The sequence below is a fragment of the Paenibacillus faecis genome, assembly GCF_008084145.1.
Classification (GTDB): domain Bacteria; phylum Bacillota; class Bacilli; order Paenibacillales; family Paenibacillaceae; genus Fontibacillus; species Fontibacillus faecis.
Map to the genome: position 1 here is coordinate 619,454 of NZ_VSDO01000002.1, position 24,043 is coordinate 643,496.

The window sequence follows — 24,043 nt, forward strand, 5'->3', positions numbered from 1 at the left end:
CAAATTTGATAAAGACCGTTTTTGTGAGTGACATCGGGCGGGTACGCTCGGTCAATGAAGACAGCTCCTGGGTTGCCCGTTTGGAACAGGGGTATACGTTAGCCATTGTGGCCGACGGGATGGGCGGACATCAAGCCGGGGACAGAGCGAGCAAGCTGGCGGTGGATACCATCGTCGAGGATTTGCATCAGCTCCCCTCCGGCCTGTCTGCCGAGGAATGCGGTGAGAGTTTGAAGCGGGCGATTCTGCACGCGAACGAAGTCGTATACCGGGAGTCTTCGGAACACGAAGAATACCGCAATATGGGTACGACGGTGGTCGCGGTGCTTCTCGCCGACAACGAAGGCCGAATCGGACATATCGGCGACAGCCGGGTGTACAAATTCAGCCGGGGCGAGCTGGTGCAGCTTACCGAGGATCATTCCCTGGTCAACGAACTGCTCAAAACCAAACAAATCAGCGAGCAGGAGGCCCATGTCCATCCGCATAGGAATGTGGTAACCCGGGCTTTGGGAACCGATCCGGAAGTAGCTGTCGACCTGTACCCCGTTTCTTTGGAGCAGGGCGAGATATTGCTTCTCTGCAGCGACGGGCTCAGCAATTATGTAACCCTGGAACAGATGACCCGAACGCTCGGAGCTGCGGATCTCGAGTTGAACGACCGCGCCGACCGTTTGCTGCGGCTTGCTTTGATCGCCGGAGGCGACGATAACATCACCGTGGCTTTGCTGGAGCATTCCGGAGAAGACGGGTTAAGCGTAAAGGAGTGGAACACATGATCGGACACGAATTGGGCGGTCGTTACCAGATAATCGAACGGGTCGGGGGCGGCGGGATGGCCTTGGTCTACAAGGCGCAGGATATCCTGTTAAACCGGTTCGTGGCTATAAAAGTGCTGCGACAGCAATTTGTGAATGACGAGGAATTCATTCGACGCTTTCGCCGGGAGGCCCAATCGGCCGCGTCTTTATCCCATCCGAATATCGTCAGCGTATATGATGTAGGGCAGGAAGAAGATGTCCATTACATCGTTATGGAATACGTGGAGGGCCAGAACTTAAACGAGATCATCAAGGAACGGGCGCCTCTGCAAGTGGAAGAAGCCGTCCGAATCGCTTCGCAAATCGCGGATGCGCTGGATCATGCCCATCAGAACCAAATCATTCACCGGGATATTAAACCTCATAACATTTTGATCGGCAAAAACGGGCGCGTAAAGGTAACGGATTTCGGGATCGCCCGCGCGGTGACCTCGGCCACCATCACCCAGACGGGATCGGTCGTGGGTTCCGTGCACTACTTCTCGCCGGAGCATGCCAAAGGCGTTGCCACGGGGGAGAAGTCGGATTTGTATTCGCTGGGGATTGTGCTCTATCAAATGCTTACGGGCCGCCTTCCTTTTCTGGGGGAGAGTCCGATCAGCGTTGCGCTGAAGCACCTCCAGGAGCATTTTGACGAGCCTCGTGCCGTCAATCCGATGATTCCGCAGAGCGTGGAAAATATTATTCTAAAATCCATGCGCAAAAGCCCCGCTGAGCGGTACCAATCGGCCAAAGAGATGCTGCGCGATCTGGAGACCTGCCTGCTTCCGGAGAGACGGCTGGAATCCAAGCTTTCGTTCTCCGACGAGGAGGACGAGGACAGCACGCGGATTGTGCCGGCGATTAAACCGCAAAGCGCGTCGGCTGCCGGCGGGACGAAGCGATCACGGGACGCTCAGGCTCCGGAGAAGAGCCAAAATGCCGCCAAGAAAACCGCCGACAAGAAAAAAGCCATCTTGTGGATTAGTCTTACTGTCATTTTACTTATTGCCATGCTTGGCGTTGCTTGGTATGTGAACAAATTGGTGACCGTTGCCGATGTCAAGGTGCCTAGCATATTGAATATGTCTGAACAGGATGCGACCGACCTCCTGACCAAGGAGGGGCTGACGGTCGGTACGATAAAACGGGAATACAAGGAAGGGGTAGACGAAGGAATCGTCTACGAACAGAGCAAGCCTGAAGGAACCATGGTGAAGCAGGGCTCCATCCTCGATTTCACGGTAAGTACAACCAAGCCGATCGAAACGAAAAAAATGCCTTCACTTTCGGGCAGCACTTACGAGGAGGCGGTCGAGCAGCTCGTCGCCCTTGGCGTCGACGAAGACCGGATCGACAAAAAAGAGGAGCCCGACAACGAGATGGAAGCCGGCAAGGTATTCGGTCAAAGCCCGGATGCCGACGCCGATTTCGACCCCGAGGCGGTTAGTATCGTGCTTAGGGTCAGCACGGGACCCGAAGAGGTGGTTATGCCGAATCTCGTGAATATGACGCGGGAGCAGGCGGAAGCGGAACTGAAGAAGCTAGGTCTCGTACTGGCGAAAGACGGGATCAAGGAGAAGCCGAGCTACGAGATCGCCGCCGGTAAAGTGGTGGAGCAATGGCCGTATAATCCCAACGAAAAAGTCGAGCCTGGCAAAGAAGTGACGCTGTTCATCAGCTCGGGCTACCCGCCTGAAGCGATCGAATATACCTTTGAGGTGCCGGTCGCTCCCGCCGCCGAAGGCCAGATGAGCAAGATCGGGCTGATCGTCGAGGATGCCCGGGGAGAGAATCAGGATATGGGGACCACGAAAGTAGGGAAACCGCAGTACCTGTCGGTGAACATGATCCTCGCTCCGAACAAGGACGGCGTGGTCAAGGTATACCGTGACGGGGCGTACCTGGAAGCTTATCCGATCTCTTATATCGATGCCAAACAGGGAACGGTGCCGCTTCTGCCGCTTCCGGGAAGCGAGCAGACGGAGGAGCCGTCCAATTATGAGGAGCCGATGGACGAGATTCCGAATACCGGCATGATTCAAGCCAATTCCTTGGCCAAAGCTGAAAAGAAAAACGGCAAAGCAAACGGAAGAGGTAATGAAAATGGTAAAGGTAATGGCAACGGCAATAAAAACAAATAAGGAAGATCGACGCGAAAGTGAGGCCTGCCTATATGCCTGAAGGCTTGATTGTAAAGGCATTAAGCGGATATTACTATGTGAAGCCCGACGCCGCGGCTCCCGGTGAGACGATCCAGTGCCGCGGGCGGGGCATTTTCAAGAAAAAGGGCTTGTCCCCGCTGGTAGGCGACCGGGTTGTATATGCGCCTACCGAAAACGGCGAAGGGACGGTCGATCAGATTTTGCCCCGTGAAACCGAGCTGATCCGCCCTCCGGTGGCGAATGCGAAGCTGGCCGTGCTGCTTTTTTCGTTGAAGGAGCCGGATCTGAATCTGCAATTGCTGGACAAGTTCCTGGTCCATATCGAGCATGCCGGACTCAAGACGCTGATCTGCCTCACCAAGGAAGATTTGCTGGAGGAGGCGGATGACGGCAGCACCCGGGACCTAACGTTGAAGGTACAGGAAATGTACCGTCAAATCGGCTACGAGGTTCTGATTACAAGCTCGCGGACCGGCCTTGGCACGGAGGAGGTCAAATCCCGCCTTGCCGGGGAAATCAGCGTGTTCTCGGGCCAATCCGGCGTAGGCAAGTCCTCCTTGCTGAACGCCATGCTTCCAGGGCTCACCTTGGAAACGAGCGAGATCAGTATGAAGCTGGGCCGCGGCCGGCACACCACGCGGCATGTGGAGTTGATCGAGCTTGAAAACGGGGGCTATGTGGCGGATACGCCGGGGTTTAGCCAGCTTGATTTTTTGGAACTCGGCATTGAAGAACTGTCCTCCTGCTTCCGGGAGTTTCACGACTACGCGGAGGCATGCAAATTCCGGGGCTGCAGCCATCTTCACGAGCCGGGCTGCAAAGTACGGGAAGCCGCCGCCGAGGGAGTCATCGCTCCAAGCCGCTACGAACACTATGTACAGTTCCATGAAGAGATGAAAGACAAAAAACGGAGGTATTAGCTTCATGTCCAATGTCTATATTGCCCCATCCATTTTATCGGCGAATTTTGCCAAGCTCGGCGAAGAAGTAGCCGACGTGGAGCGCGCGGGAGCGGATTGGCTCCATGTGGACGTCATGGACGGCCATTTTGTGCCGAATCTGACGTTCGGGCCCCTCGTCATGGGGGCGATTGCGCCGCTGACCAATCTGCCGCTGGACGTGCATCTGATGATCGAGCAGCCCGAGCAATATATTCCGGCGTTCGCCGAAGCAGGCGCTCATGTGATTACCGTGCACGCCGAGGCTTGCGTGCACTTGCACCGCGTTATTCACATGATTAAAGAACGCGGCGTCAAAGCCGGCGTCGCGATCAATCCGGCCACACCGGCCGCGGCGATTCGCGAGGTGCTGGAGGATATCGACCTGGCGCTGGTCATGACCGTGAACCCGGGATTCGGCGGACAGGCGTTTATTCCGGGAACGCTGCGAAAAATCCGCCAACTGAACGAGTGGAAGCGAGAACTGGGCCTTTCGCATTTGCGCATTGAGGTTGACGGCGGCATTTCGGCGGAAACGGCGCCGCTGGTAACGGAAGCGGGAGCGGATGTGCTGGTGGCGGGAAACGCGGTCTTCGGACGGCCCGACCGGCGCGAAGCGATCGCGGAAATCAGAAACCGGGTGAAGTAGTTGTCCGGTGGCATAGGGCTGCGCCATGGCGCATACAATGGGTTACATGAGCAGGATTCTCATGTAGCCTTTTTTTTGCGGCGGAAATACACGGGAAAGAGGCATGGAACATAGACTATGGGTGAAGGCATGAGAATGATGGGGAGGGTGAACGATGAAATTTTACACATTCAAGCTGCCTAAATTTTTGGGAGGGTTTGTTAAGGCTGTTTTGAACACGTTTCACAAAAACTAGGGCAGGCGCATCCCTGAGACGGGTCGGTGAAACCGGGAAGCACCAAAAAAGCACCTCTATTAGAAAAGGTGCTTTTTGTCTATATGCTTATTTGAGCCTTACACGCGAGTCACTTTACCGGATTTCAAAGCCCGGGTGCTGACATATACGCGCTTCGGTTTACCGTCTACCAAGATCCGTACTTTTTGCACGTTTACGCCCCAAGAACGACGGTTACGGTTGTTGGCATGGGAAACATGGTTACCGCTGCTTGGCTTTTTGCCTGTTACATAACATTTGCGAGACATTTCATTACACCTCCTGTTCCAAATACACCTGTCTTGAAATAAGGTTCATTATCAAGTTCACGGTTATTGTTCAACCCGGCCGAGGTCGGGTGATTTCCTGAACCCAGCCTGAAGGCAGAGGAAACCTCATAAAACAATACTTAAATATAATATCATAGTAAAAAAAGCTCCGTCAACCGATCGACAAACATTATTTCGGGCCGATTCCATCTTTTATTTATTTCTCTTTACTCTTATAGTACAATATTGTTTAGTCCATAATATTTTCAAGGGAGGAGTGAGTGCAGACGTGGCTATACAATTGGATACTCAATATGGACGCATCGATATCTCGGATGAAGCGATCGCGGTAATCGCCGGATCGGCCGCCATGGAATGTTATGGACTCGTGGGAATGGCAAGCCGAAAGCAGTTTAAAGACGGTATCGCCGAATTGCTGGGACGCGAAAACTTGGCCCGCGGAGTGGAAGTCAAGCTGGATAATAACCGATTGGCCATTTATCTTTATATTATAGTCAGTTACGGCACGAAAATTTCCGAGGTAGCACACAACATACAACAAAAAGTGAAATACGTGTTGAATGAGGTCGTTGGGCTTGAGGTGGCCGAGGTGGGCATCATCGTTCAAGGCGTACGTGTATCAAGCTAGGAAGGGGAATTCTCTTGAGTAAGCGTTCTATTAACGGAACAGATTTTACCGCCATGGTCCTTGCCGGGGCGGAGCGTTTGGGGCAGCATGCCGAGCATGTCAACTCCCTGAACGTATTTCCGGTACCCGATGGGGATACCGGGACCAATATGAATCTCACGATGACAGCCGGCGTGACCGAGCTGAAAAATAGCGGAACGGGCGGTGTAGGCAGCCGGGCGGGCGTTTTGTCCAAAGGGTTGCTGATGGGTGCACGCGGAAATTCGGGGGTGATTCTGTCCCAGTTATTCCGCGGTTTCAGCCGTTCCGTCGCCGCTTACGATGAACTGAATACCGTACAGTTTGCCGCAGGCTTGCAAAGCGGTGTCGATACCGCTTATAAAGCGGTGGTGAAACCGGTTGAAGGAACGATTCTGACCGTGGCCAAGGAAGCCGCCAAGCATGCGGTGTTTTATGCCCGCCGCACGACGGACATCACCGAGCTGATGACCGAAGTCCTGGCCAAAGCGAAGGAAGCGCTGGCCAGCACGCCGGAGCTTCTTCCGGTCTTGAAACAGGTAGGCGTCGTCGATTCGGGCGGACAGGGACTGGTCTATATTTATGAAGGCTTTCTGGAGCAACTGACCGGCAAAGTGCAGCCGTACATACCTGCCCAGGAGGCGGCAAGCGGGGTTTCGGCTCCGGCTCGTCCGGAGGCGCCGACGGCGGCCGTCAACCATCCTGCGCATCACGCGTCCGCACAAGCCCAATTGGATACCGAGGATATCGAGTTTTTATACGATATGGAGTTTTTCATCAACCGTAAGCTGGGCGCCGGTCCGGGGAGCCATTTCGATGAGGATCAGTTCAGGAAAGCGTTGTCAGTGAACGGGGACTCAATTATCGTCATCGCGGATGACGAAGTGATCAAGGTGCATGTTCATTCCAAGGCCCCGGGCGAAGTGCTGAATCTGGCACTGCGATACGGAGAAATTACGCAAATTCACATTTTGAATATGCGCGAGCAGCATCGTGACTTGCTGACCGCGGGCATGGATGCGGCTCCGATGCCGGAACTGTTTGCCGAAATACCGGCTGAACCGGTTCGCGAAACCGATCCGGCCGAGCTGCCGGCCCATGAGATCGCTCCTTATGGATTCATCGCCGTAGCTTCCGGGCAAGGGATCACGGATATTTTCAAAAGCTTGGGCGTCGACGTCGTTCTGTCCGGCGGCCAAACGATGAATCCGAGTACCGAGGATTTCGTGAAGGCGATTCACTCGATCTCGGCACAGCACATTTTTGTGCTTCCCAACAATTCCAATATCGTGCTTGCGGCCCAACAAGCGAGAGACCTTCTGGAGGGCGAGCGCAGCGTGACGGTCATCCCGAGCAAGAGCATTCCGCAAGGAATCGCGGCGGCCTTCGCCTTCCAGGAAGAAGAGAATGCCGACAGCAATACGGATAACATGATCCGCGCCGTGCAGCATGTAAAGACCGGACAAGTCACTTACGCCGTACGGGATACGGTGTTTGACGATCTGGAAATTACGGCGGGTCATTATATCGGCATCGCGGATTCCAAAATCGTCAGCACGGAGGAAGGGCTGCTGGAGACAAGCCAAGCGCTGCTTGCGAAAATGCTGGCCGGCGGAGACGAAATCGTCACGATATTGGTCGGGGAAGAAGCGACGCCGGAGACCACCGGACTTCTTTCCGCCTGGATTCATGATACTTATCCCGATGTTGAAGTCGAAGTGCACAGCGGCGGTCAGCCGATTTATTATTATTTGTTCTCTGTCGAATCATAAGGCAGGGATAGAGAAGAGGGGGATTCTATTTGAAGCAGGCAGTTATCGTTGCCGACAGTACGGCTGATGTTCCAAAGAGCATGGTGGAGGAATACGGAATTCACATCGTGCCGATGCGGCTCGCTTTTGGAGACGAGTCCTATCTGGAAGGCATCGACATTACCGCCTCGGAGTTCTACGATAAATTAACCAAATCCCGTGAACTTCCGACAACTTCACAGACCTCTCCATCCCAGTATGTTGAGGTATACCGGGAGCTTATGCAGAAGCATCCCGGTTCCCCGATCATTTCGATTCATATTTCCTCCGGTATGAGCGGAACTTACCAGTCGGCCAGATTGGCCAAGGAAATGCTGGAGGAGGAGGCCGGGGAGACGGCCGATATCACGGTCATCGACTCGCTGTGTGCGACGTACGGGTTCGGCCTTCAGGTTGTGCTGGCTGCCCGGATGGCCAAACAAGGCGCGACCGCCGAGGAAATCCGCGCCGAGGTGGAACGCGTCGGCAAGGGCCGCAGGCTGTATTTCCTGGTCGATGTGCTGGAGTACCTGCAGAAGGGCGGCCGGATTGGAAAAGCGGCGGCCATTCTGGGCACGCTGCTCAACATCAAGCCGATTTTGTCGGTGGACCAGGAAGGCATTATTTACGCGGTCGATAAAGTAAGGGGCCACAAAAAGGCGGTTTCCCGCGTGATCGAGTTGTTCAAGAAAGATTTTGGCGATCACAAGGACGTTCATATCGCGGTCTGCGACGCGGTAACCCCGGAAGGGGCCGAGGAGATCATCCGGTTGATGTCCGAACACTTCACATTGCATGAGGTGGTCCGCACCAGCATTGGGGCGGTGGTCGGCACCCATGTGGGACCGGGAACCGTCGCCGTGTTCGTGTGGCCGGCCTAAAGCCCGGTTGGAGCGGGACCCTTCGCCGGAAATCATGCATCAGGGCTGTTAAAGCGAGGGATCAAGATGAACTTAAACGACATCCCGGTAAAGCAAGTCAACGGCGTGAGTGCTCTTAAAGCAGAAGAGCTTCACGCCTTTGGCATCTTTACGGTGAACGATTTAATCGAATATTATCCGTTTCGTTACGAAGACTACCGGCTTCGTTCCTTGGCGGAGGCGAAAGACGGGGATAAAATTACCGTCCAGGCCAAAATTATGGGCGTTCCCGTCCTGCAGCGCTATGGCAAAAAGTCGAGAATGACCTGCAAAATGGTGGCCGAGGACTGGATGTTTACCGCGACATGGTTCAACCGCCATTTTTTGCGAGGCGAACTGACGGCGGGACGGGACATCATTCTGACGGGCAAATGGGACCTCCGGCGCAGCCAGATGACGGTGTCCGAATCCGAATTTCCGGACAAGGGAACGATGCGAAGCGGCAGTCTGCAGCCCGTCTACTCCGTAGGCGGCAAAATCACGCAGGCATGGATGCGCAAAACGATCGGGCAGGCGCTGCAGCAGTATGGGGAGATGATTCCGGAGAATCTGCCGCCGGAACTGCTGCGTCAGTATGACCTGATGGCCCGGCGCCGCGCGATCCAGCGGATCCACCAGCCCCAGGACAGCGAGGAAGGCCAGCAGGCCCGCCGCCGGATGGTCTATGAGGAGCTGTTTCTGTTCCAGTTGAAGCTCCAGGCCTACCGGGCCATGAACCATGAGCGGATGGACGGCGTCAAGCACGAGGTCGACAACGCGACCGTGCGCGAATTCGTGCGGAGCCTGCCCTTTGAGCTGACGGATGCGCAGAAAAAGGTCGAGCTCGAGATTCTGAAAGATATGCGCTCGCCCTATTGCATGAACCGGCTTCTGCAAGGGGACGTCGGCTCGGGGAAAACGGTCGTCGCCGCGATCGCGCTGTTTGCGGCGGTTAAATCCGGGCACCAGGGCGCTTTCATGGTGCCGACGGAAATTTTGGCCGAGCAGCATATGCGCTCGCTGACCCGGTTGTTCGAGCCGTTCGGCATTACCGTCGGTCTGCTGACCGGCAGCGTGACAGGGCGGAAGCGCAAAGACCTGCTGGCTTCGCTGCAGATGGGCATGACGGATATCATCGTCGGCACGCATGCGCTGATTCAGGAGGATGTGTTTTTCCGTTCGCTCAGCCTGGTCGTCACGGATGAGCAGCACCGCTTCGGCGTCAATCAGCGAAGCATCCTGCGGCGCAAGGGCTTCAATCCCGACGTGCTGACGATGACCGCCACGCCGATTCCGCGGACGCTGGCCATCACGGCTTTCGGGGACATGGACGTATCCACCCTGTCGGAACGGCCGAAGGGACGCAAGCCAATTTCAACCTATTGGGTCAAGCAGGAGATGATGGACCGGGTCCTCGGATTTATTTCGCGGGAAATCACGCAGGGGCGGCAGGCCTATCTCATTTGTCCGCTGATCGAGGAGTCGGAGAAGCTGGATGTTCAGAACGCCATCGACCTGTACGTCGGCATGCAGCAGGCCTTCCCGGATTTCAATGTCGGCCTGCTGCACGGGCGGATGACGGCCGCGGAGAAAGACGAAGTGATGCGGGCCTTCTACGACAACGAAGTCCAGCTGCTGGTCTCGACCACGGTCGTCGAGGTCGGCGTGGACGTGCCGAACGCGACGCTGATGATCGTCATGGACGCCGACCGTTTCGGTTTGTCGCAGCTGCACCAGCTGCGCGGTCGCGTAGGCCGGGGGGAGCACGCGTCCTATTGCGTGCTCATCGCCGATCCGAAGTCGGAGGTCGGTCAGGAGCGGATGAAGGTCATGACCGAAACGGACGACGGCTTCGAAGTGGCCCGGCGGGACCTGGAGCTGCGCGGTCCCGGGGATTTCTTCGGCACCAAGCAGAGCGGGGTGCCGGAGTTTCGAATCGCGGACATGGTCAGCGATTATGCCGTGCTGGAGGCGGCGCGGGACGATGCCGCCCGGCTGGTCGGCGACCCGTCCTTCTGGACGTCGCCGCAGTATGAACCGCTGCGGGCGTTTTTGCAGCGGGAGCAGATTTTGCAGGGCGAGCTGATCGATTAGCTCGGCCGACACGGCACAAAAAAACACGCCATTCACATCGGCGTGTTTTTTTGTGCGAGCTTAACGGATTTCCCCGTTGCTCCGGATTAATTTTTGATACCAATAAAAACTCTGTTTGCGGATTCGGCGAAGCTGCTTCAAATCGAACTCTTCGCGGTCCACGTAAATAAAACCATAACGCTTGCTTGAACCCTGGTGCGTGCTCACAAGATCGATGGCCGACCATGGGCAGAAGCCGAATACTTCGACGCCGTCGGTGATGGCCAGTTGGATTTGCTCGATATGCTTCCGGAAAAAATCAATCCGGTAGGGATCCTGAACGACATCGTTCTCCTCCAGCTTATCGAAAGCGCCCAGTCCGTTTTCGGTGACAATCAACGGCAGACGATACCGGGAGTAAATTTGCCGCAGCGTGGTTCGAAACCCGACGGGATCGATTTCCCAGCCGAACTGGGTTTTCTGTAAGTTCGGATTGACGGAGCCCCGGTAAGCCCCCGGTTCTCCGACAATTTCATGCTGGTCGCCCGTATGCGAAAAGTCGTTGCCATCATTCTTGCTTTCGCCGACCGTTTGGGACGTATAGTAATTGAAGGCTATAAAATCGGGCTTCCCTTGCTTCAAGATGTCCATGTCGCCGTCTTTAATGACCGGTTCATAACCTTTTTCAAGCAAATAACTCCAGGCGATATGATTGTAGGTGCCGAACACCGCCATATCCAGGTAGAGCCAGTTGCGGATGGCCGCGTAATTGTCGGCGGCCAGCACGTCTTCCGGGCTGGAGCTTGCCGGATAAATGACCCCGATATTGGGCGCCGGTCCAATTTTGGCATCCGGCAGCATGCGATGGCAGAGGACCATAGCTTTGGCTTGGGCCACCAGCATATGATGATTTTGCTGGTAGAGCTCTTTTTGCGGATTCTCAAGCTGTTCATTCAATGTCCCGATAGAGCCGGGATGAAGAATGAGCATATTTTGCTCGTTGATCGTCAGCCAATACTTGACCCGGTCTCCGTAGTGCTCGAATAACGTTTTGGCATACTGTTCAAACGCCGTGATGGTTTCGCGGTTGGACCATCCGCCCTTGACTTCCAGCGCGTAAGGCAGATCGAAATGATACATCGTCACAATGGGCTCAATGCCGTGTTTGAGCAGTTCATCGATCAGCGAGCTGTAAAATTCGATGCCCTTTTTGTTCAGCATTCCAGAGCCTTCAGGATATATCCGTGTCCAGGCGATGGAGAACCGGTAGGCTTTAAATCCCAGCTCCGCCATTAAGGCCACGTCTTCTTTATATCTGTGGTAATGATCGCTCGCCACTTTGAAGTCTGTAACCCCTTCAACATGGTTGGCCAAGTCGATGACGGACGGACCCTTGCCGTCTTCGTCCCACGCGCCCTCGAATTGATAAGCCGAGGTGGAACCTCCCCACAGGAAATTTTCCGGAAATGGTTTAAGCGATTGATGCAGCATAGTTGATTCCTCCAGTTCAAGTTCAATTGAAATGTACAAAGGTAGAGTTAGATGAGGGTCAGTAAAACCTCGTTTCTTTTCACGGAGGCTTTATCGGTTTCAAAAACCTCGACTTCCTTTTGGGTCAGGGTGACGATCACGGGGGTCACGGTCTGATAGCCGGCCGCCTGAATTTGTTCGATATCGAATTCAATCAGCACATCGCCCTGCTTGACAACATCCCCCTCTTTAACGACGGGATTAAAGAATTTTCCTTTCAAACTTACCGTATTGATACCGATATGGATAAGGATATCCGTCCCTGCGTTTGAAGTGATGCCGATCGCATGGCCCGTCGGGAACAACGAAGTTACGACGCCGTCCATCGGGGCGACAACCACACCCTCGCCAGGCATGATGGCCAAGCCTTTTCCCATGGCTCCGGAGGAGAAAGCCTCATCCGTAACGCTGCTGAGCGGAACGACCCTTCCGGCGAGAGGACTGTAGATCTGCTCTTTTTGGATATCCATGGACGATCCCGACTTCGTTTCGGACTGTGCCGGCTGCAAAACAGGTTGCGCTTGCTCCAGCTCCGTTACTTCCGCCGTCCGCGCCTTACCTTTGCTTTCGTATCCGAAGATCAAGGTCAGGAGCAGCCCGACGCCCATGGAAAGAATCATGGATATGACAAAGATGCCTGTCGGCTTTTCTACCGGAATGGAAAAAATATTATGGAAGACATAAGCCGTGTATTTTACCCCAAAGTGGCCGTTGATCGCTCCGCCGATGGCGCCTGCGATAATGACGATGGGAATCACTCTTTTGTAACGAAGGATCAAACCGTAGACGATCGGCTCGGTTACCCCCGCCAGCAGTCCCGTGAGACCGGACGATCCGGCGATGGATCTTAACGATTTGTCCTTTTTGGCTCTAAGGAAAATCCCGAGGGCCACCCCGATTTGGGCAAAAACGGCGGCGGCGGCCATAGCTTCTATCGGGTCTCCGCCATTGTTAATGTTTTGCAGTGTGATGGGCGTGAACCCCCAATGCAGGCCGAGCACCACCATAAAGGTCATGCCTCCTCCGAGAACGATGCCCGAGAGGATTCCGCTAACGTCGATCAGCCAGGTTACTCCCGAGGCGATCCAGTCTCCGACGCTTGTCCCGAAGGGGCCGAAGGCGATGGCCGACAGCGGAACCATAATCATCAACGACAACATCGGAACCAGGAAGACCTGCAGGTCTTTCAGGATGATCTTTTTGAGGAATTTATCCAAGACCGCATAGATGCTGATCGCGATAAAAATCGGGAACACGCTGGATGAATAGTTCATCAGAACGACGGGGATGCCGAGAAATGAACTTTCGGTTCCTTTATCCAGCAAGCCCGTAAAATTAGGCTCCATAAGCGCAGCGCCGATGGCTCCCGCCACGTAAGGATTGGCCTTCAGCTTGATGCCGAGCGTAATGCCGAGGAAGATAGGCAAAAAGTAAAACACGGCATTCCCGGCGGCGGACAGAATCAGGTAATTATCGCTGGTGTCGGACAACCAGCCCGCCAGGGTCAAAACGGTAAGAAGAGCTTTCAGCATGCCGGCCCCGGCCATGACCGGAATCAGCGGGGAGAAGCTGCCCGAGATCACTTCAAACACTTTGGAGACCGCCGATACTTTTTGACCGCTTGCCGAGTTCTCCTGATTTTTATTTAAAAAGCCGGTGTTCTTCGCGATTTCGGCATACACATTAGCGACATGGCTGCCGACCACGACCTGGAATTGGCCGCCGCTTTCAACCACGGTGATCACACCTTCATGTTTTTCCAATGTTTCCCGGCTTGCCTTTTTGGTATCCTTCAGACTGAACCGAAGCCTTGTCGCACAATGAACAAGGTCGTTTATATTTTCCTCTCCGCCAACCAGACGAACGATATCGTCAGCCAATTTACGGTTATCCATAGTCATTCTCCTCTGCTGCGCATTTCAGGCATAAAAAAATACCTAAACGAATGGCCCGCGGGATCACAAGAAGTGATCATATGCCAGTCGTTTAGGTATCGCCTGCTTTACCAGTAACAATCCTTAAGTTTAGGTTGTAAGGTTACTATAAAACAAACGGTAAACGTTTGCAACCCATTTTTTTTATTCTTCGTCGTTTCGGGAAGTCACCCGCTGAATATGAATCGTCAAATACACCTTTTCGTCAATCGACATGGCGTTTTCATAATTTTGCTCCAGGTAGCGATTGATGACATTCATGCATGCAAAGGCTTTCGGGTATTTGATTTTAATCTGGTCATAGAGAAAATTGTCCCCCGAAGCGGAGCGCTCTTGTTCTCCGCTCAGCATCCGCTGCACAAAATATTGGATATGGGTGATAAAGCGGGAGTAGTTAAACGATTTTTCGTCCAGCTCCAGGTCGTAAAACTCGGTCACAATGTCGAAAATCTCGCTCATCACCTTCGTAATCTCGGCGGTCCGCTGCATACCTTGTCCGTCCTGCCGGGCATTGACAAAATGCATCGCGATAAAACTCGCCTCGTCCTCATCCATCTCGATGTCAAAATGTTTCTTGATCAATTGGAGCGCATTTAGCCCGATCGCGAACTCTTTGGGGTAGAACTTTTTGATTTGCCAAAACAGCGCGTTTTTGAGATTCAGGGAATTTCTGTAACGGGAGACGGCAAAATGAATATGATCGATCAGGGTAATATAAATATTGTCATTGAAAATATTTCCCATCTCGCTTTTGGCATAGCTGATGATGTCATCGGCCAGGGAGAAGTAATCCGCGGAGGTCTCGCCAATCAGATCGATTAGTTTCTGCGGAACTTTCCCGGGCTTCAGAATAAAGGTTTTCTCGATCTTTTCCTCGTCCACCGTTTGCCCCGGCTTTTTCTTAAATCCCAGACCATTGCCGATGACCACAAATTCGTGACCGACCTGGTCTTCAGCACGAATCACGTTGTTGTTGAAAATTTGCCGGATAATCATGACGGCGCGTTCACTCCTTCTGCTCAAATCCATGCCTATGTATAGGGTTATCATCGGGCTTAAATTTTACAACCTACGATAGCACACACCCGGCAGCGAACACAATAGATTGCTGTGGCAGCCGGCAGCCGTTTTTTTCGGCACTATGTACAGCCACTCCCGCATATAAGTAGAGAGAAGGCCTTGAGGGACGGGAGGTGTAGAGTGCCGTTGAGTTATCATCAATACGGAATCAGTCCGCAGCTGGTGGAACGGGTCAAGCTGAAAATGAAGAATCCGGCGACCAAAGAGCGGGTGAAAAAACTGGTGGAAGGGTTGACCAAAGCCGACCTGCAGGATCGGGTCAAGGTTCGCCGGCTGGTCAAATCGGCAGCTTCGCTGCTGAACGAAAGGTTGAGCGGCGTCCAGGAGGAGCAGATCGTTCAATTTGTCGTGGCCCAACGAATCGATCCGCAGAGCACGCTCCACTTGATCAGGCTGTGGGGGATGTTTCGCTAGGCTTAAACCCATTTGTCATCTTGCCGAAGCCTTGTCGGCAAACACGGTCAGCCGGAATATTCCGGCTGATTTTTGTTAGTGGCTTTAGCCCCAGTTGAGCACGCGAAGCGGGTGAGGCAAAACACCTGGGTTCGTTATCATGGGAGTGTTCAAGCTACTATGTATACCGAAAGGAAAAGGTGGCTTAATGGCTAATCGAAGTGATATGCCACCTACAAAGAGGCGCCTAGCGTGCTTCCAAGCTTCCAACTCTAAAAAGATGCAAATCTGCAGGCATTTAGGCCAATTCCCGAGGGAATGCGAAAATAGATGCAAATCTGCAGGAATTTCCAGCGGTTTTAGAGAAACGAGCCGGTTTCGTCAAAAATTCCTGCAGATTTGCAGGATTTTTGAAATTTTGGGCCCCGAACAAGAAAAAAACATGCATATATGCAGGAATTCTATATTATCAAGGTGGTCTGAAGAGGGACCAGTAATAAACGCACTACCCGTTTGACGTGTGGTTATGATTACCGGAAAATGAGCGGAATCATGATGGGCGGATCTATGCGGCGTAAAGGGAAGTTCAGCGGGTTAACCGGATGTTAACCGGAGATACGGGGAAAGTTAAACGAGCGGGGATTGTAAAAATGAAGGTTGGGGTGGAGAATCGCCCTTGCGCGAAGAGAAGATTTGTTGTATTTTTAAATTGACATGACAGTAGGTCAAAAATAAATCGCAGGTGGTGGCGTATCATGACACCTCGGACGAAGGAACAGAACGAACAGATCCGGAACCTTCGGATGTCGCAGATCTTGAAGGCCGCGGCCGATGTTTATCTCGAGCGGGGACAGCAGATGGAAATCCGCGACGTGGCGGCCGAGGCCGGATTAGGCTATGGAACGGTATACCATTATTACAAAAATAAAATGGATCTTCTGCATGATTTGATGCTCCAGGCGATGAGCCGGGCGGAGGAGATTCTGCTGTCCGCCGCGTTGGCGGCCGGACAGCCGGCTGCCGGCGCCGCCGTCAGCGCGGGGCCATCGGCGGAGCCCGGGCGCGGCCGTTACGCGGACGCGCGGGCCGCTCGCCCGGCGGCGGCCAACGGCACGGGCCCGCCGCAGCGAGCGCTCGCCGTCAAGCTGCTTCAGGCATGGGCGGAGGACCATGCCTTCTATTTGGCCTGCCGCCTGGGGGGCGAGCAGTTCCGCCCGCTTCCCGAAGCGCAGGCGGAGCCGCTCGCGGCCGCATTCCGCGAGCAGGTGCTGCGCCCGCTGGCGGCGATCCTCGGCGCCCTTCCCGCCGCCGATCCGCAAGCGCCGGCGGACGGCGGCGAACCCGGACGCCGGGCCGAATGGCTGCTCGCCGCTTTGACGGGCTGCGCCTTGGCTCCCCTTCGCCGGGGAACGCTGCGCGACGAGGCGGTCCAGATCGCCGCGTTTTTATTTTGAATCCGCAGGCGCACCGCTACGGCGGATTTCTAATTTTTATAGAGTGGAGCGAAGGCAATGATTATATTGAAATCACCCAGGGAAATCGAAGAGATGAAAACGGCGGGCCAGATCGTGGCCGACTGCCACAGAGAGGTCGCCAAACTGATTGAGCCCGGTATCACCACGCTCGAGATCAACGATTTTGTCGCCAAGCACATCATGAAATTGGGCGGCAAGCAATTTACCAAAGGCTACAACGGATTCCCCGCGGAAACTTGCGCTTCGGTCAACGATGTGGTGGCGCATGGTTTTCCGTCCGCCAAACCGCTGCAGGAAGGGGATTTGCTCAAGCTGGATATCGTGGCGGAATACGGCGGCTGGTTCGGCGACTCCTGCTGGTGTTATACGATCGGCCAGCCCAGCCCAGCCGTGGAGCGCCTGCTCAAGGTCACCAAGGAATGCCTGGAGCTGGGCATTGCGCAGGCGATCCCGGGCAATCGGCTCGGGGATATTACCTCGGCCATCCAGAAGCACGCGGAATCGCACGGGTATTCCGTGGTCCGCGATCTTCTGGCTCATGGGGTCGGCCGCTCGCTGCATGAAGAGCCGAGCTACGAGCATGTCGGCGTAGCCGGGAAAGGCGTACGGCTCAAAGAAGGCATGGTTTTTACCATCGAGCCTATGATCAACGAAGGAACCTTTCGTATTTCAATTGATGCGGACGGATGGACCGCCAGAACGGCGGACGGCAAGCTTTCGGCCCAGTACGAACATACCGTGGCGCTGACCGCGGACGGACCGCTCATTTTAACCGCTCAATAATCACTCATGGCCGAAGGCCGGGGAGGACCGAGAAACACAGGCCCCCCGGCCTTTTTTGCGCGTATTGCCTTTTGCCCCAGATCCCTGCTGTATATCCAGCAATAACCTGTTGCTAAAGCGAATATTTGTTCGTATTATGAATACAATAAGAACAAACGTTCTTATGGAAGGTGAAAGTATGGGATGGGTTGTTAGGAGTGGGGACGCATGAAGACAATTCCTTGGCAAACGCCGGAAGAGGCGGAATTCGTAAAGGAGTACTTGCTGCTTCCCTTGATGCTGGATGTACTGGAGCGGGATCGGATCGCGATGGGCAGGGCCGGCTTGAAAATGCCGGAAGTCTACGACGTTTTGGTCCGGCTGCTGCAGGAGGCGATTACCGCCGACTTGGCCCAGGCCCGGAAAGGAATGAGAGAGCACGGAATGAAGGTATATGAAGAACATCGGACTTCCTTGGGATTGGAAGCGCGGTATCTTTGCCGGGGCTACCATTATGAATTTTCCATGCTGTGGGGGCTCGTCAAGGCGGAAATGCTGCGGCGGTTTTGCGCTTATTTGGGCATTGACATTGCGGAGAAGGGGATAGGGTCATGAAGACGGATGAGCGAATCGTGATGCTGGGAGACTGCCAGTCCTTTTATGCGAGCGTGGAAAAAGCGGACCATCCCCAATACGAGCATCGCCCGCTGGTGGTCGCCGGGGATCCGGAGCGCCGTTCCGGTATCGTCCTTGCGGCCTGCCCCAAGGCCAAGCAATACGGCATTACGACGGCCGAAACGCTGGGAACGGCGCTGGCCAAATGCCGGGACCTTGTCGTGATGCGGCCGAGGATGGAACGGTACATCCAGGTCTCGATGCAGATTACGGACATCATGAAGCAGTTCACGGACCTCGTGGAGCCTTACAGCATCGATGAGCAGCATCTGGACGTCACCGGGAGTCTCTCCTTGTTCGGCGATCCGATCTCGCTGGCCCGCAAAATTCAGGAGGAAATCCGGAGCAGGACGGGGGTATACAGCCGGTTCGGCATCAGCTATAACAAGGCGGTCAGTAAAATGGCCTGCGATAATTTCGCCAAAAAAAATGCGGACGGCATTTTTGTGCTGCCCAAGGAAATGCTGCCGAAGAAGCTCTGGCCGCTGCCGATTCGGAGTATGTTCATGGTCGGGTCCCGGATGGAGCACCATTTTCAGCGGATGGGGATCCGCACGATCGGGCAGCTTGCGGCGACCCCGCTGTCCCGGCTGCGGCAGCGCTGGGGCGTAAACGGCGAAGTGCTGTGGCGCATCGCCAACGGGATCGACCCTTCGCCCGTGAGTCCGGGCACCCATCAGGGCGAGAAGTCCGTCGGTCACGAAATGACGCTGCCCCGCGATTACTACACACTCCAAGAAATCGCGGTGCCGCTGCTGGAACTGACCGAGCTGGTCTGCCGGCGCTGCCGTGACAAAGGGTATATGGGCGGCGTGGTGAGCGTGGGGTGCCGGGGAGCGGACTTCGATCATCCGACAGGATTTTTCCGCCAGATCAAGCTGGGGGACCCGACGAATATCACCAACCAGGTCTATCAAACGGTAATGGGCCTTTTTCGCCGGCATTGGGACGGTGAGCCGGTACGGAAGGTAGGGGTCACTTTGTCGGGGCTGGTGCGGGACGACGAGTATCAGCTGCTGCTTTTTGACGAGCGTCCCAAATACCAGGCTCTGGAGAAGGCCACGGATGAAATCAAACGGAAGTATGGGGAATCGGCGATATTGCGGGCGGTTTCCCTGACCGCACCGGGTCAGGCCCGGGATCGGGCCGGCAAGATAGGAGGGCATTACCGATGAAAGGGAAGCTGCACGGCAACGGGCTCTGGGAGTCGTCCAGAATGATGCTCCCCGAGCACAAAGAGGCGATTTTGGAATATAACCGCAGACAGCACCGCCGTTCGCGCATCCTGTTGGATGAGCAGGAGATGGAGGAGATTTCCCGGCGGATTGCGGAGTCGTTAAGGGACAACAAAGAAATCGGCCTGAGGCTCTACGGAGAGTTCGGAGACCGGCGGGTTCGGGGAGTCGTGGAAGCGGTGCGACCGGGAGAGCGGCGTTTTCGGCTGAATACGGACGGAAATCCGGAATGGATCGCCTTTGCGGACATCGTTTCGGCGGAATAATACGAGCCAAGGAACGGAAAGAGAACATAGAACAGCCAAAGGGCTGTTCTTTTTTTGTCCGAAGATTGGAGCAGGAGACGCAGAAAAAGAAAAAACGGGAACGAAGTCCTCTTTAAAATTGGGAAGGAAGTCGCTAAACCGGCAAAAAGGGAATCAACCGAAAATGGACTGAAAATGCATCAAGTAACCAAAGGGCCTAATATGGGACCAGAGTATGTTTTTTATCACAGACGTTGTCATTTCAGAACTCGCAAAAATCCGCGGTGTTACGCGATTTTCTGCTAAGACTTAGGTATCAATTTTGTAACCTTTATGGAAATGCGTGTAAAAAATGAGCGAAACTTCGAATCATTTGCTGCGTCTAATTAGGGCGAAAAGGCTCAAGCGCCTCCTCCGTGAAAACAATCGTATGGAAATTCATCATGAAATGTAGGGGTTTTCAAAACTTTTTTCACGGACAAAAAAGGATAGGGGCAGGACAGGCGGACTTCCTGATTTTGGGAGCTAGGTGCCAAAGACGCGGTGGTTTTCCGGGAAAGGACCCAAAAACAAAACACTTCCATCAGCCTAGTTACATTCCATGTTCACTTGGTTAATGATAGAAGTAATTTGAGGAGTGGAGGTGTGTGTGAGGGACCGTACTGATCATCGCCTGCATACAAAAAGATAGCGAGGTGAAAAAAAGGGGTCAGCGATTGTAATGATCTCTTGAGGACCGATGACAAGATTAGCGCGAAAAAGGCTAGCCATTTGGATAGCGCTCGGCGCGGCCCTGATCGCCGGGGGGATTGCTCTATACTTCTGGTTGAAGCCGCCGATCCCTGTCAGCTCCGCCACTTCCGATGGGGATAAGATGAAATTCCAAACCTCGGGAGACAAGTTCATGGAATACCGGGGCGACGGGGCCTGGAACGAAATCTTCGTAAAGGGCGTAAATTTGGGCGCGACGGTTCCCGGACATTTTCCGGGAGAATTCCCGATCACCGAGGAGGATTATCTGCGTTGGTTCCGGCAAATTGACGAGATGGGCGCCAACGTCATCCGGATTTATACGGTACACAATCCGGTATTTTATAAGTCGCTGGTGAAGTACAACCGGGATAAGGTAGACGATCCGCTGTATTTTATCCAGGGAATCTGGTCCCCGGAGGAGCAGTTGATCGAGCTGCAGGACGCGTACAATCCGGGGATTAAAGAAAAGTTCCACAAGGAGATCGAAAAGGCGGTCAAAGCCGTGTACGGCGATCTCAATGCCGACCCGGTTCCCGGAGAATCGGGAGGGAAATACACCGCCAACGCGGGCCCGTTCCTGATGGGCTGGCACATCGGAACCGAATGGGACCCGGAAATGGTCGACAATACGAACAAAGTGCATGCGGGAACGGAACCTTACAAAGGCAAGCACTTTGCGGCCAAGGCGGACGCCAGTCCGTTCGAGAGCTGGCTCGCCGAGTTGGTTGACCAAACGGCCCAGTTGGAGAAAAAATACGGTTGGGAGCACCCGATCACCTTTACGAACTGGGTGACGACGGACGTGCTGGAGCATCCGGGCGAACCGCTGTTCGAAGAGGATCTGGCCAGCGTCGATGCGACGAAAATCGAGCCGGTCAATTGGGAAGCGGGGTACTTTGCGGCCTATCACGTCTACCCGTACTACCCGGATTTCTTCCACCTCGATAAAACGCTGGAGACGATTCCGGAGGGGAACGACTACAACACGTACAAAGCTTACTTGAAACAACTGAAGGCGCACTACAAGGATATCCCGATTATGGTTACGGAATACGGCGTTCCTTCTTCGCTCGGCGTATCGCACTTGGGCCGCGGCGGACGAAATCAGGGAGGCCACAGTGAGAAGGAACAGGGCGAAATCAACGTGTCTCTAACCAAGGATATTTACGATGAGGGATATGCGGGTGCGATTCTGTTCATGTGGCAGGACGAATGGTTCAAGAAGACTTGGAACACGATGCGCTTTGAAATTCCGGAAGACCGGCGTTCCTATTGGCTGAACGTGCTGACCAACGAGAAGCTTTTCGGCCTGCTGTCGCTGGGGCCCGGTAAAGAGGATCAAATTATCATCGACGGGAAATTGAACGACTGGGCTGCTTTACCCGAAGGGGAAGTCAAGTCGTGGGAAAATCCGGTTCCCGGCATGAAGCAGCTCCGTGTCACGCATGACGAAGCTTACGTTTATGTGGGAATGACGCTGGAACAGCCGTTCGATCCGAAAAAAAGTCAGGTTTACCTGGGCACCGATGTTTTGCCCGGCGGCGACCAACCGGTCAACGAACTGCCCGGCAAATCGCTGAGCGAAGGACTGGAAGGCATGGTTGTGATCGGAACGGACGAAGAAACCCAGGTGAAAGTAGCTCCGAGCTACGATTTCCACCAGCGTTTATACGGACGATACGGATACTGGATGCTGGACGATCCGACCGCGGAACAGAAGAAACAGTTCCGGCCGTGGAAACTGGCGGTGAGTTTGACGATGACGCCTCCCGATACCCGCTTCGCCAACCCGTTCATGGATATGACGGTCGGCAAGCTGCTAAGGGGCACTTCGGACCGGAACAGCGAAGCGTTCAACTCGCTGACTTCATGGCAATACAGCGGCAATGAGGTAGAGCTGCGCATTCCATGGATGCTGTTGGGCTTCGCCGACCCGAGCTCCCTGCAGGTGATCGATTACGGGCCGCTGAAGAAAGACCGCACCTTCGCCACGACGAAGACGCAAGGCATCACCTTCGTCCCGTGGATCAAGGACCGGGCCAGCGGAAACGTATCCTGGCCGGGAGGGGCCGGCGGAACGCTCGATCTGGGCGGACAGCCGAAGTACACTTGGTCTCCTTGGGAGACGGTCAAGTACACGGAGCACTTGAAGTCAGGCTACACCGCATTGAAGGAGTTTTACGAAACGCTGCCGGATCACAGATCCCCTTAGCTATGACGACACAAACAATCGTGCTTGTATCAGGAAGGAGGAGCTATTCTTTATGTATTCGCACCTTACCGTAGCCGTCTATTTCATCTACGGTTGCCTAGGATTAATTCTCGCAGGGATGCTGACGTTGTTCTGGCTCCGGATTAGAGCGATCCGCACGGCAAAGAAGACGGAAATCTATCTTCAGAAGCATCAGGACTATTTCAAATTTGTTCAAACCCATTTGAGCGGGGTTTCCGAATTGCCGCTGCCGCCGGGAAAACTGACTCCGCTGGAGCGGCGGGTCATTCAGCAGCGGATCATGGAATGGATCGAGCAGCTGAAAGGCGATATGCGCGACAAGCTGATCAAGCTGTGTCGTGACGCGGGATTCGTCGACGACGACATCAAGCTCCTGGACAGCTTGCTCTACGGCCGGCGGATTGCCGCGGCTTACCGCTTGGGCGGAATGCGGGCGGCGGAAGCCGTGCCGAGAATGCTGCTCATGCTGGAGCAGCAAAAGTACAGCCCGCTGTCGATCGTCATCGCCCGCTCGATCGCCAAGTGCGCGGAGCGCGAGGAGCAGCTTACGGAGATGCTGAAGCATTTGCTCCGGCACGGCAAACCGATTCATAATCTGGCGGCGGACATCCTGATGGAAACGAGTCTGGATGCCAGCCGGCTCCTGCTCAAGCTGCTGGATGACGAAAATCCGGATTTTGTCAAAGTGGCGCTCGTCGCCATGTGGGGGCAGGCCGTACCCGAGGTCGTTCCTTCGCTGGACCGCCTGGTCGGCGCGGAGGAGAAAGAGGTACGGGCCAGCGCGGTCAAGCTTTACTTAAGCTCCAATCCCGTGCTGAAGGACGAAACCATTCGTCAATTGATGGCGGACACGGATTGGGAAGTCCGGGCCGCCGTGGCCAAGTCGCTCGGCAACACGCACGCGGCCGGCAGCATCCCGCTGTTGCGCGCGGCTCTGCAGGATCCGCACTGGCGGGTGCGCAACAACAGTGCGGAAAGCTTAGCCAAGCTGGGCGAGACCGGATTTGAGGTGCTGTGCCAAATCGCCAAGCACGGGTCCGGGGTCGAACGCGAAACCGCGTTGTATTACGTGGAGAAAACGATGGCGCAGGAAGGCGAACATCAGAAGCTGGATCAGATGGTCGCCTATAACAAAAAGAAGCTGCTGTACGAACGGTACTTCGGGGTTGCCGAAGCGAAGCCGGTTCGACAGGTCGCAGCGGTCGGAGGGGATTATACTGCTTAG

The 24,043-nt window shown here is 54.7% G+C and carries 21 protein-coding genes; 17 read left to right on the forward strand and 4 right to left on the reverse strand.

Features of this window, described 5'->3' with window-relative positions; genetic code table 11:
• Positions 1-5: 5 nt before the first annotated feature.
• From FRY98_RS10645 to spoVM, 5 genes are all read left to right on the forward strand, one after another.
• Positions 6-779 carry a Stp1/IreP family PP2C-type Ser/Thr phosphatase gene (locus FRY98_RS10645; RefSeq protein WP_148451722.1) on the forward strand — a complete coding sequence of 258 codons (774 nt, stop codon included), beginning with the start codon at positions 6-8 and terminating at the stop codon, positions 777-779.
• Entirely contained in the window at positions 776-2,944 is a 2,169-nt protein-coding gene (gene pknB / locus FRY98_RS10650) for a Stk1 family PASTA domain-containing Ser/Thr kinase (RefSeq protein WP_148451723.1), read from the forward strand. The genes FRY98_RS10645 and pknB overlap by 4 nt, the downstream gene beginning before the upstream one ends.
• A gap of 32 nt (positions 2,945-2,976) precedes the next feature.
• Positions 2,977-3,885: a ribosome small subunit-dependent GTPase A gene (gene rsgA / locus FRY98_RS10655; RefSeq protein WP_148451724.1), complete on the forward strand. Its 909-nt coding sequence runs from the start codon at positions 2,977-2,979 to the stop codon at positions 3,883-3,885.
• Positions 3,886-3,889: 4 nt separating this feature from the next.
• Positions 3,890-4,552 carry a ribulose-phosphate 3-epimerase gene (rpe, locus tag FRY98_RS10660; protein WP_148451725.1) on the forward strand — a complete coding sequence of 221 codons (663 nt, stop codon included), beginning with the start codon at positions 3,890-3,892 and terminating at the stop codon, positions 4,550-4,552.
• Positions 4,553-4,706: 154 nt separating this feature from the next.
• Positions 4,707-4,787, forward strand: coding sequence for a stage V sporulation protein SpoVM (gene spoVM / locus FRY98_RS10665; protein ID WP_036621610.1), 81 nt, complete (start codon positions 4,707-4,709; stop codon positions 4,785-4,787).
• A gap of 98 nt (positions 4,788-4,885) precedes the next feature.
• Here the strand turns inward: spoVM and rpmB are convergent, their stop codons facing one another.
• Entirely contained in the window at positions 4,886-5,074 is a 189-nt protein-coding gene (gene rpmB, locus FRY98_RS10670) for a 50S ribosomal protein L28 (RefSeq protein WP_044479170.1), read from the reverse strand.
• A 289-nt stretch (positions 5,075-5,363) separates the two neighbouring features.
• Here rpmB and FRY98_RS10675 point away from each other — a divergent pair, with 289 nt between their 5' ends.
• The 4 genes from FRY98_RS10675 to recG all read left to right on the forward strand — a co-directional run bounded on the left by FRY98_RS10675 (position 5,364) and on the right by recG (position 10,524).
• On the forward strand, positions 5,364-5,723 hold the full coding sequence (locus FRY98_RS10675) for an Asp23/Gls24 family envelope stress response protein (protein ID WP_148451726.1): 360 nt from the start codon (positions 5,364-5,366) through the stop codon (positions 5,721-5,723).
• Between the two features lie 14 nt (positions 5,724-5,737).
• Entirely contained in the window at positions 5,738-7,513 is a 1,776-nt protein-coding gene (locus tag FRY98_RS10680; RefSeq protein WP_148451727.1) for a DAK2 domain-containing protein, read from the forward strand.
• 29 nt (positions 7,514-7,542) lie between these two features.
• Positions 7,543-8,412, forward strand: coding sequence for a DegV family protein (locus tag FRY98_RS10685; protein ID WP_148451728.1), 870 nt, complete (start codon positions 7,543-7,545; stop codon positions 8,410-8,412).
• A gap of 66 nt (positions 8,413-8,478) precedes the next feature.
• On the forward strand, positions 8,479-10,524 hold the full coding sequence (recG, locus tag FRY98_RS10690) for an ATP-dependent DNA helicase RecG (protein WP_211373281.1): 2,046 nt from the start codon (positions 8,479-8,481) through the stop codon (positions 10,522-10,524).
• A gap of 60 nt (positions 10,525-10,584) precedes the next feature.
• Here the strand turns inward: recG and FRY98_RS10695 are convergent, their stop codons facing one another.
• The 3 genes from FRY98_RS10695 to licT all read right to left on the reverse strand — a co-directional run bounded on the left by FRY98_RS10695 (position 10,585) and on the right by licT (position 14,963).
• Positions 10,585-11,994: a glycoside hydrolase family 1 protein gene (locus FRY98_RS10695; protein ID WP_148451730.1), complete on the reverse strand. Its 1,410-nt coding sequence runs from the start codon at positions 11,992-11,994 to the stop codon at positions 10,585-10,587.
• A gap of 47 nt (positions 11,995-12,041) precedes the next feature.
• Positions 12,042-13,928 carry a beta-glucoside-specific PTS transporter subunit IIABC gene (locus tag FRY98_RS10700; protein ID WP_148451731.1) on the reverse strand — a complete coding sequence of 629 codons (1,887 nt, stop codon included), beginning with the start codon at positions 13,926-13,928 and terminating at the stop codon, positions 12,042-12,044.
• A gap of 183 nt (positions 13,929-14,111) precedes the next feature.
• Positions 14,112-14,963 (reverse strand): BglG family transcription antiterminator LicT, encoded by an 852-nt coding sequence (gene licT, locus FRY98_RS10705; RefSeq protein WP_148451732.1) that lies wholly within the window; start codon positions 14,961-14,963, stop codon positions 14,112-14,114.
• Between the two features lie 210 nt (positions 14,964-15,173).
• On the opposite strand from licT, the gene FRY98_RS10710 reads away from it, so the two are divergent.
• From FRY98_RS10710 to FRY98_RS10745, 8 genes are all read left to right on the forward strand, one after another.
• Positions 15,174-15,461, forward strand: a complete 288-nt coding sequence (locus tag FRY98_RS10710) for a stage VI sporulation protein F (RefSeq protein ID WP_148451733.1) — start codon at positions 15,174-15,176, stop codon at positions 15,459-15,461.
• Between the two features lie 734 nt (positions 15,462-16,195).
• On the forward strand, positions 16,196-16,894 hold the full coding sequence (locus tag FRY98_RS10715) for a TetR/AcrR family transcriptional regulator (protein WP_148451734.1): 699 nt from the start codon (positions 16,196-16,198) through the stop codon (positions 16,892-16,894).
• A 57-nt stretch (positions 16,895-16,951) separates the two neighbouring features.
• Positions 16,952-17,698 (forward strand): type I methionyl aminopeptidase, encoded by a 747-nt coding sequence (map, locus tag FRY98_RS10720; RefSeq protein ID WP_148451735.1) that lies wholly within the window; start codon positions 16,952-16,954, stop codon positions 17,696-17,698.
• A gap of 207 nt (positions 17,699-17,905) precedes the next feature.
• Positions 17,906-18,292, forward strand: a complete 387-nt coding sequence (locus tag FRY98_RS10725) for a YhjD family protein (RefSeq protein ID WP_148451736.1) — start codon at positions 17,906-17,908, stop codon at positions 18,290-18,292.
• Positions 18,289-19,527 (forward strand): DNA polymerase IV, encoded by a 1,239-nt coding sequence (locus FRY98_RS10730; RefSeq protein WP_148451737.1) that lies wholly within the window; start codon positions 18,289-18,291, stop codon positions 19,525-19,527. Before FRY98_RS10725 ends, FRY98_RS10730 begins: the two co-directional genes overlap by 4 nt.
• The gene (locus FRY98_RS10735) at positions 19,524-19,853 is read left to right on the forward strand and encodes a YolD-like family protein (protein ID WP_148451738.1); all 330 of its coding nucleotides are present in this window, start codon (positions 19,524-19,526) and stop codon (positions 19,851-19,853) included. Before FRY98_RS10730 ends, FRY98_RS10735 begins: the two co-directional genes overlap by 4 nt.
• A 718-nt stretch (positions 19,854-20,571) precedes the next feature.
• Positions 20,572-22,797: a glycoside hydrolase family 5 protein gene (locus tag FRY98_RS10740; protein WP_148451739.1), complete on the forward strand. Its 2,226-nt coding sequence runs from the start codon at positions 20,572-20,574 to the stop codon at positions 22,795-22,797.
• A 52-nt stretch (positions 22,798-22,849) separates the two neighbouring features.
• Complete coding sequence (locus tag FRY98_RS10745; protein ID WP_148451740.1) at positions 22,850-24,043, forward strand: HEAT repeat domain-containing protein; 1,194 nt, start codon at positions 22,850-22,852, stop codon at positions 24,041-24,043.

What these genes read in the sequence shown, in the direction of transcription:
- pknB (WP_148451723.1), top strand. Translation starts at nt 776, where the DNA reads ATGATCGGACACGAATTGGGCGGTCGTTACCAGATAATCGAACGGGTC.
- rsgA (WP_148451724.1), top strand. Translation starts at nt 2,977, where the DNA reads ATGCCTGAAGGCTTGATTGTAAAGGCATTAAGCGGATATTACTATGTG.
- rpe (WP_148451725.1), top strand. Translation starts at nt 3,890, where the DNA reads ATGTCCAATGTCTATATTGCCCCATCCATTTTATCGGCGAATTTTGCC.
- spoVM (WP_036621610.1), top strand. Translation starts at nt 4,707, where the DNA reads ATGAAATTTTACACATTCAAGCTGCCTAAATTTTTGGGAGGGTTTGTT.
- rpmB (WP_044479170.1), bottom strand. Translation starts at nt 5,074, where the DNA reads ATGTCTCGCAAATGTTATGTAACAGGCAAAAAGCCAAGCAGCGGTAAC.
- recG (WP_211373281.1), top strand. Translation starts at nt 8,479, where the DNA reads ATGAACTTAAACGACATCCCGGTAAAGCAAGTCAACGGCGTGAGTGCT.
- FRY98_RS10695 (WP_148451730.1), bottom strand. Translation starts at nt 11,994, where the DNA reads ATGCTGCATCAATCGCTTAAACCATTTCCGGAAAATTTCCTGTGGGGA.
- FRY98_RS10700 (WP_148451731.1), bottom strand. Translation starts at nt 13,928, where the DNA reads ATGGATAACCGTAAATTGGCTGACGATATCGTTCGTCTGGTTGGCGGA.
- licT (WP_148451732.1), bottom strand. Translation starts at nt 14,963, where the DNA reads ATGATTATCCGGCAAATTTTCAACAACAACGTGATTCGTGCTGAAGAC.
- FRY98_RS10715 (WP_148451734.1), top strand. Translation starts at nt 16,196, where the DNA reads ATGACACCTCGGACGAAGGAACAGAACGAACAGATCCGGAACCTTCGG.
- map (WP_148451735.1), top strand. Translation starts at nt 16,952, where the DNA reads ATGATTATATTGAAATCACCCAGGGAAATCGAAGAGATGAAAACGGCG.
- FRY98_RS10725 (WP_148451736.1), top strand. Translation starts at nt 17,906, where the DNA reads ATGAAGACAATTCCTTGGCAAACGCCGGAAGAGGCGGAATTCGTAAAG.
- FRY98_RS10730 (WP_148451737.1), top strand. Translation starts at nt 18,289, where the DNA reads ATGAAGACGGATGAGCGAATCGTGATGCTGGGAGACTGCCAGTCCTTT.
- FRY98_RS10735 (WP_148451738.1), top strand. Translation starts at nt 19,524, where the DNA reads ATGAAAGGGAAGCTGCACGGCAACGGGCTCTGGGAGTCGTCCAGAATG.
- FRY98_RS10740 (WP_148451739.1), top strand. Translation starts at nt 20,572, where the DNA reads ATGACAAGATTAGCGCGAAAAAGGCTAGCCATTTGGATAGCGCTCGGC.
- FRY98_RS10745 (WP_148451740.1), top strand. Translation starts at nt 22,850, where the DNA reads ATGTATTCGCACCTTACCGTAGCCGTCTATTTCATCTACGGTTGCCTA.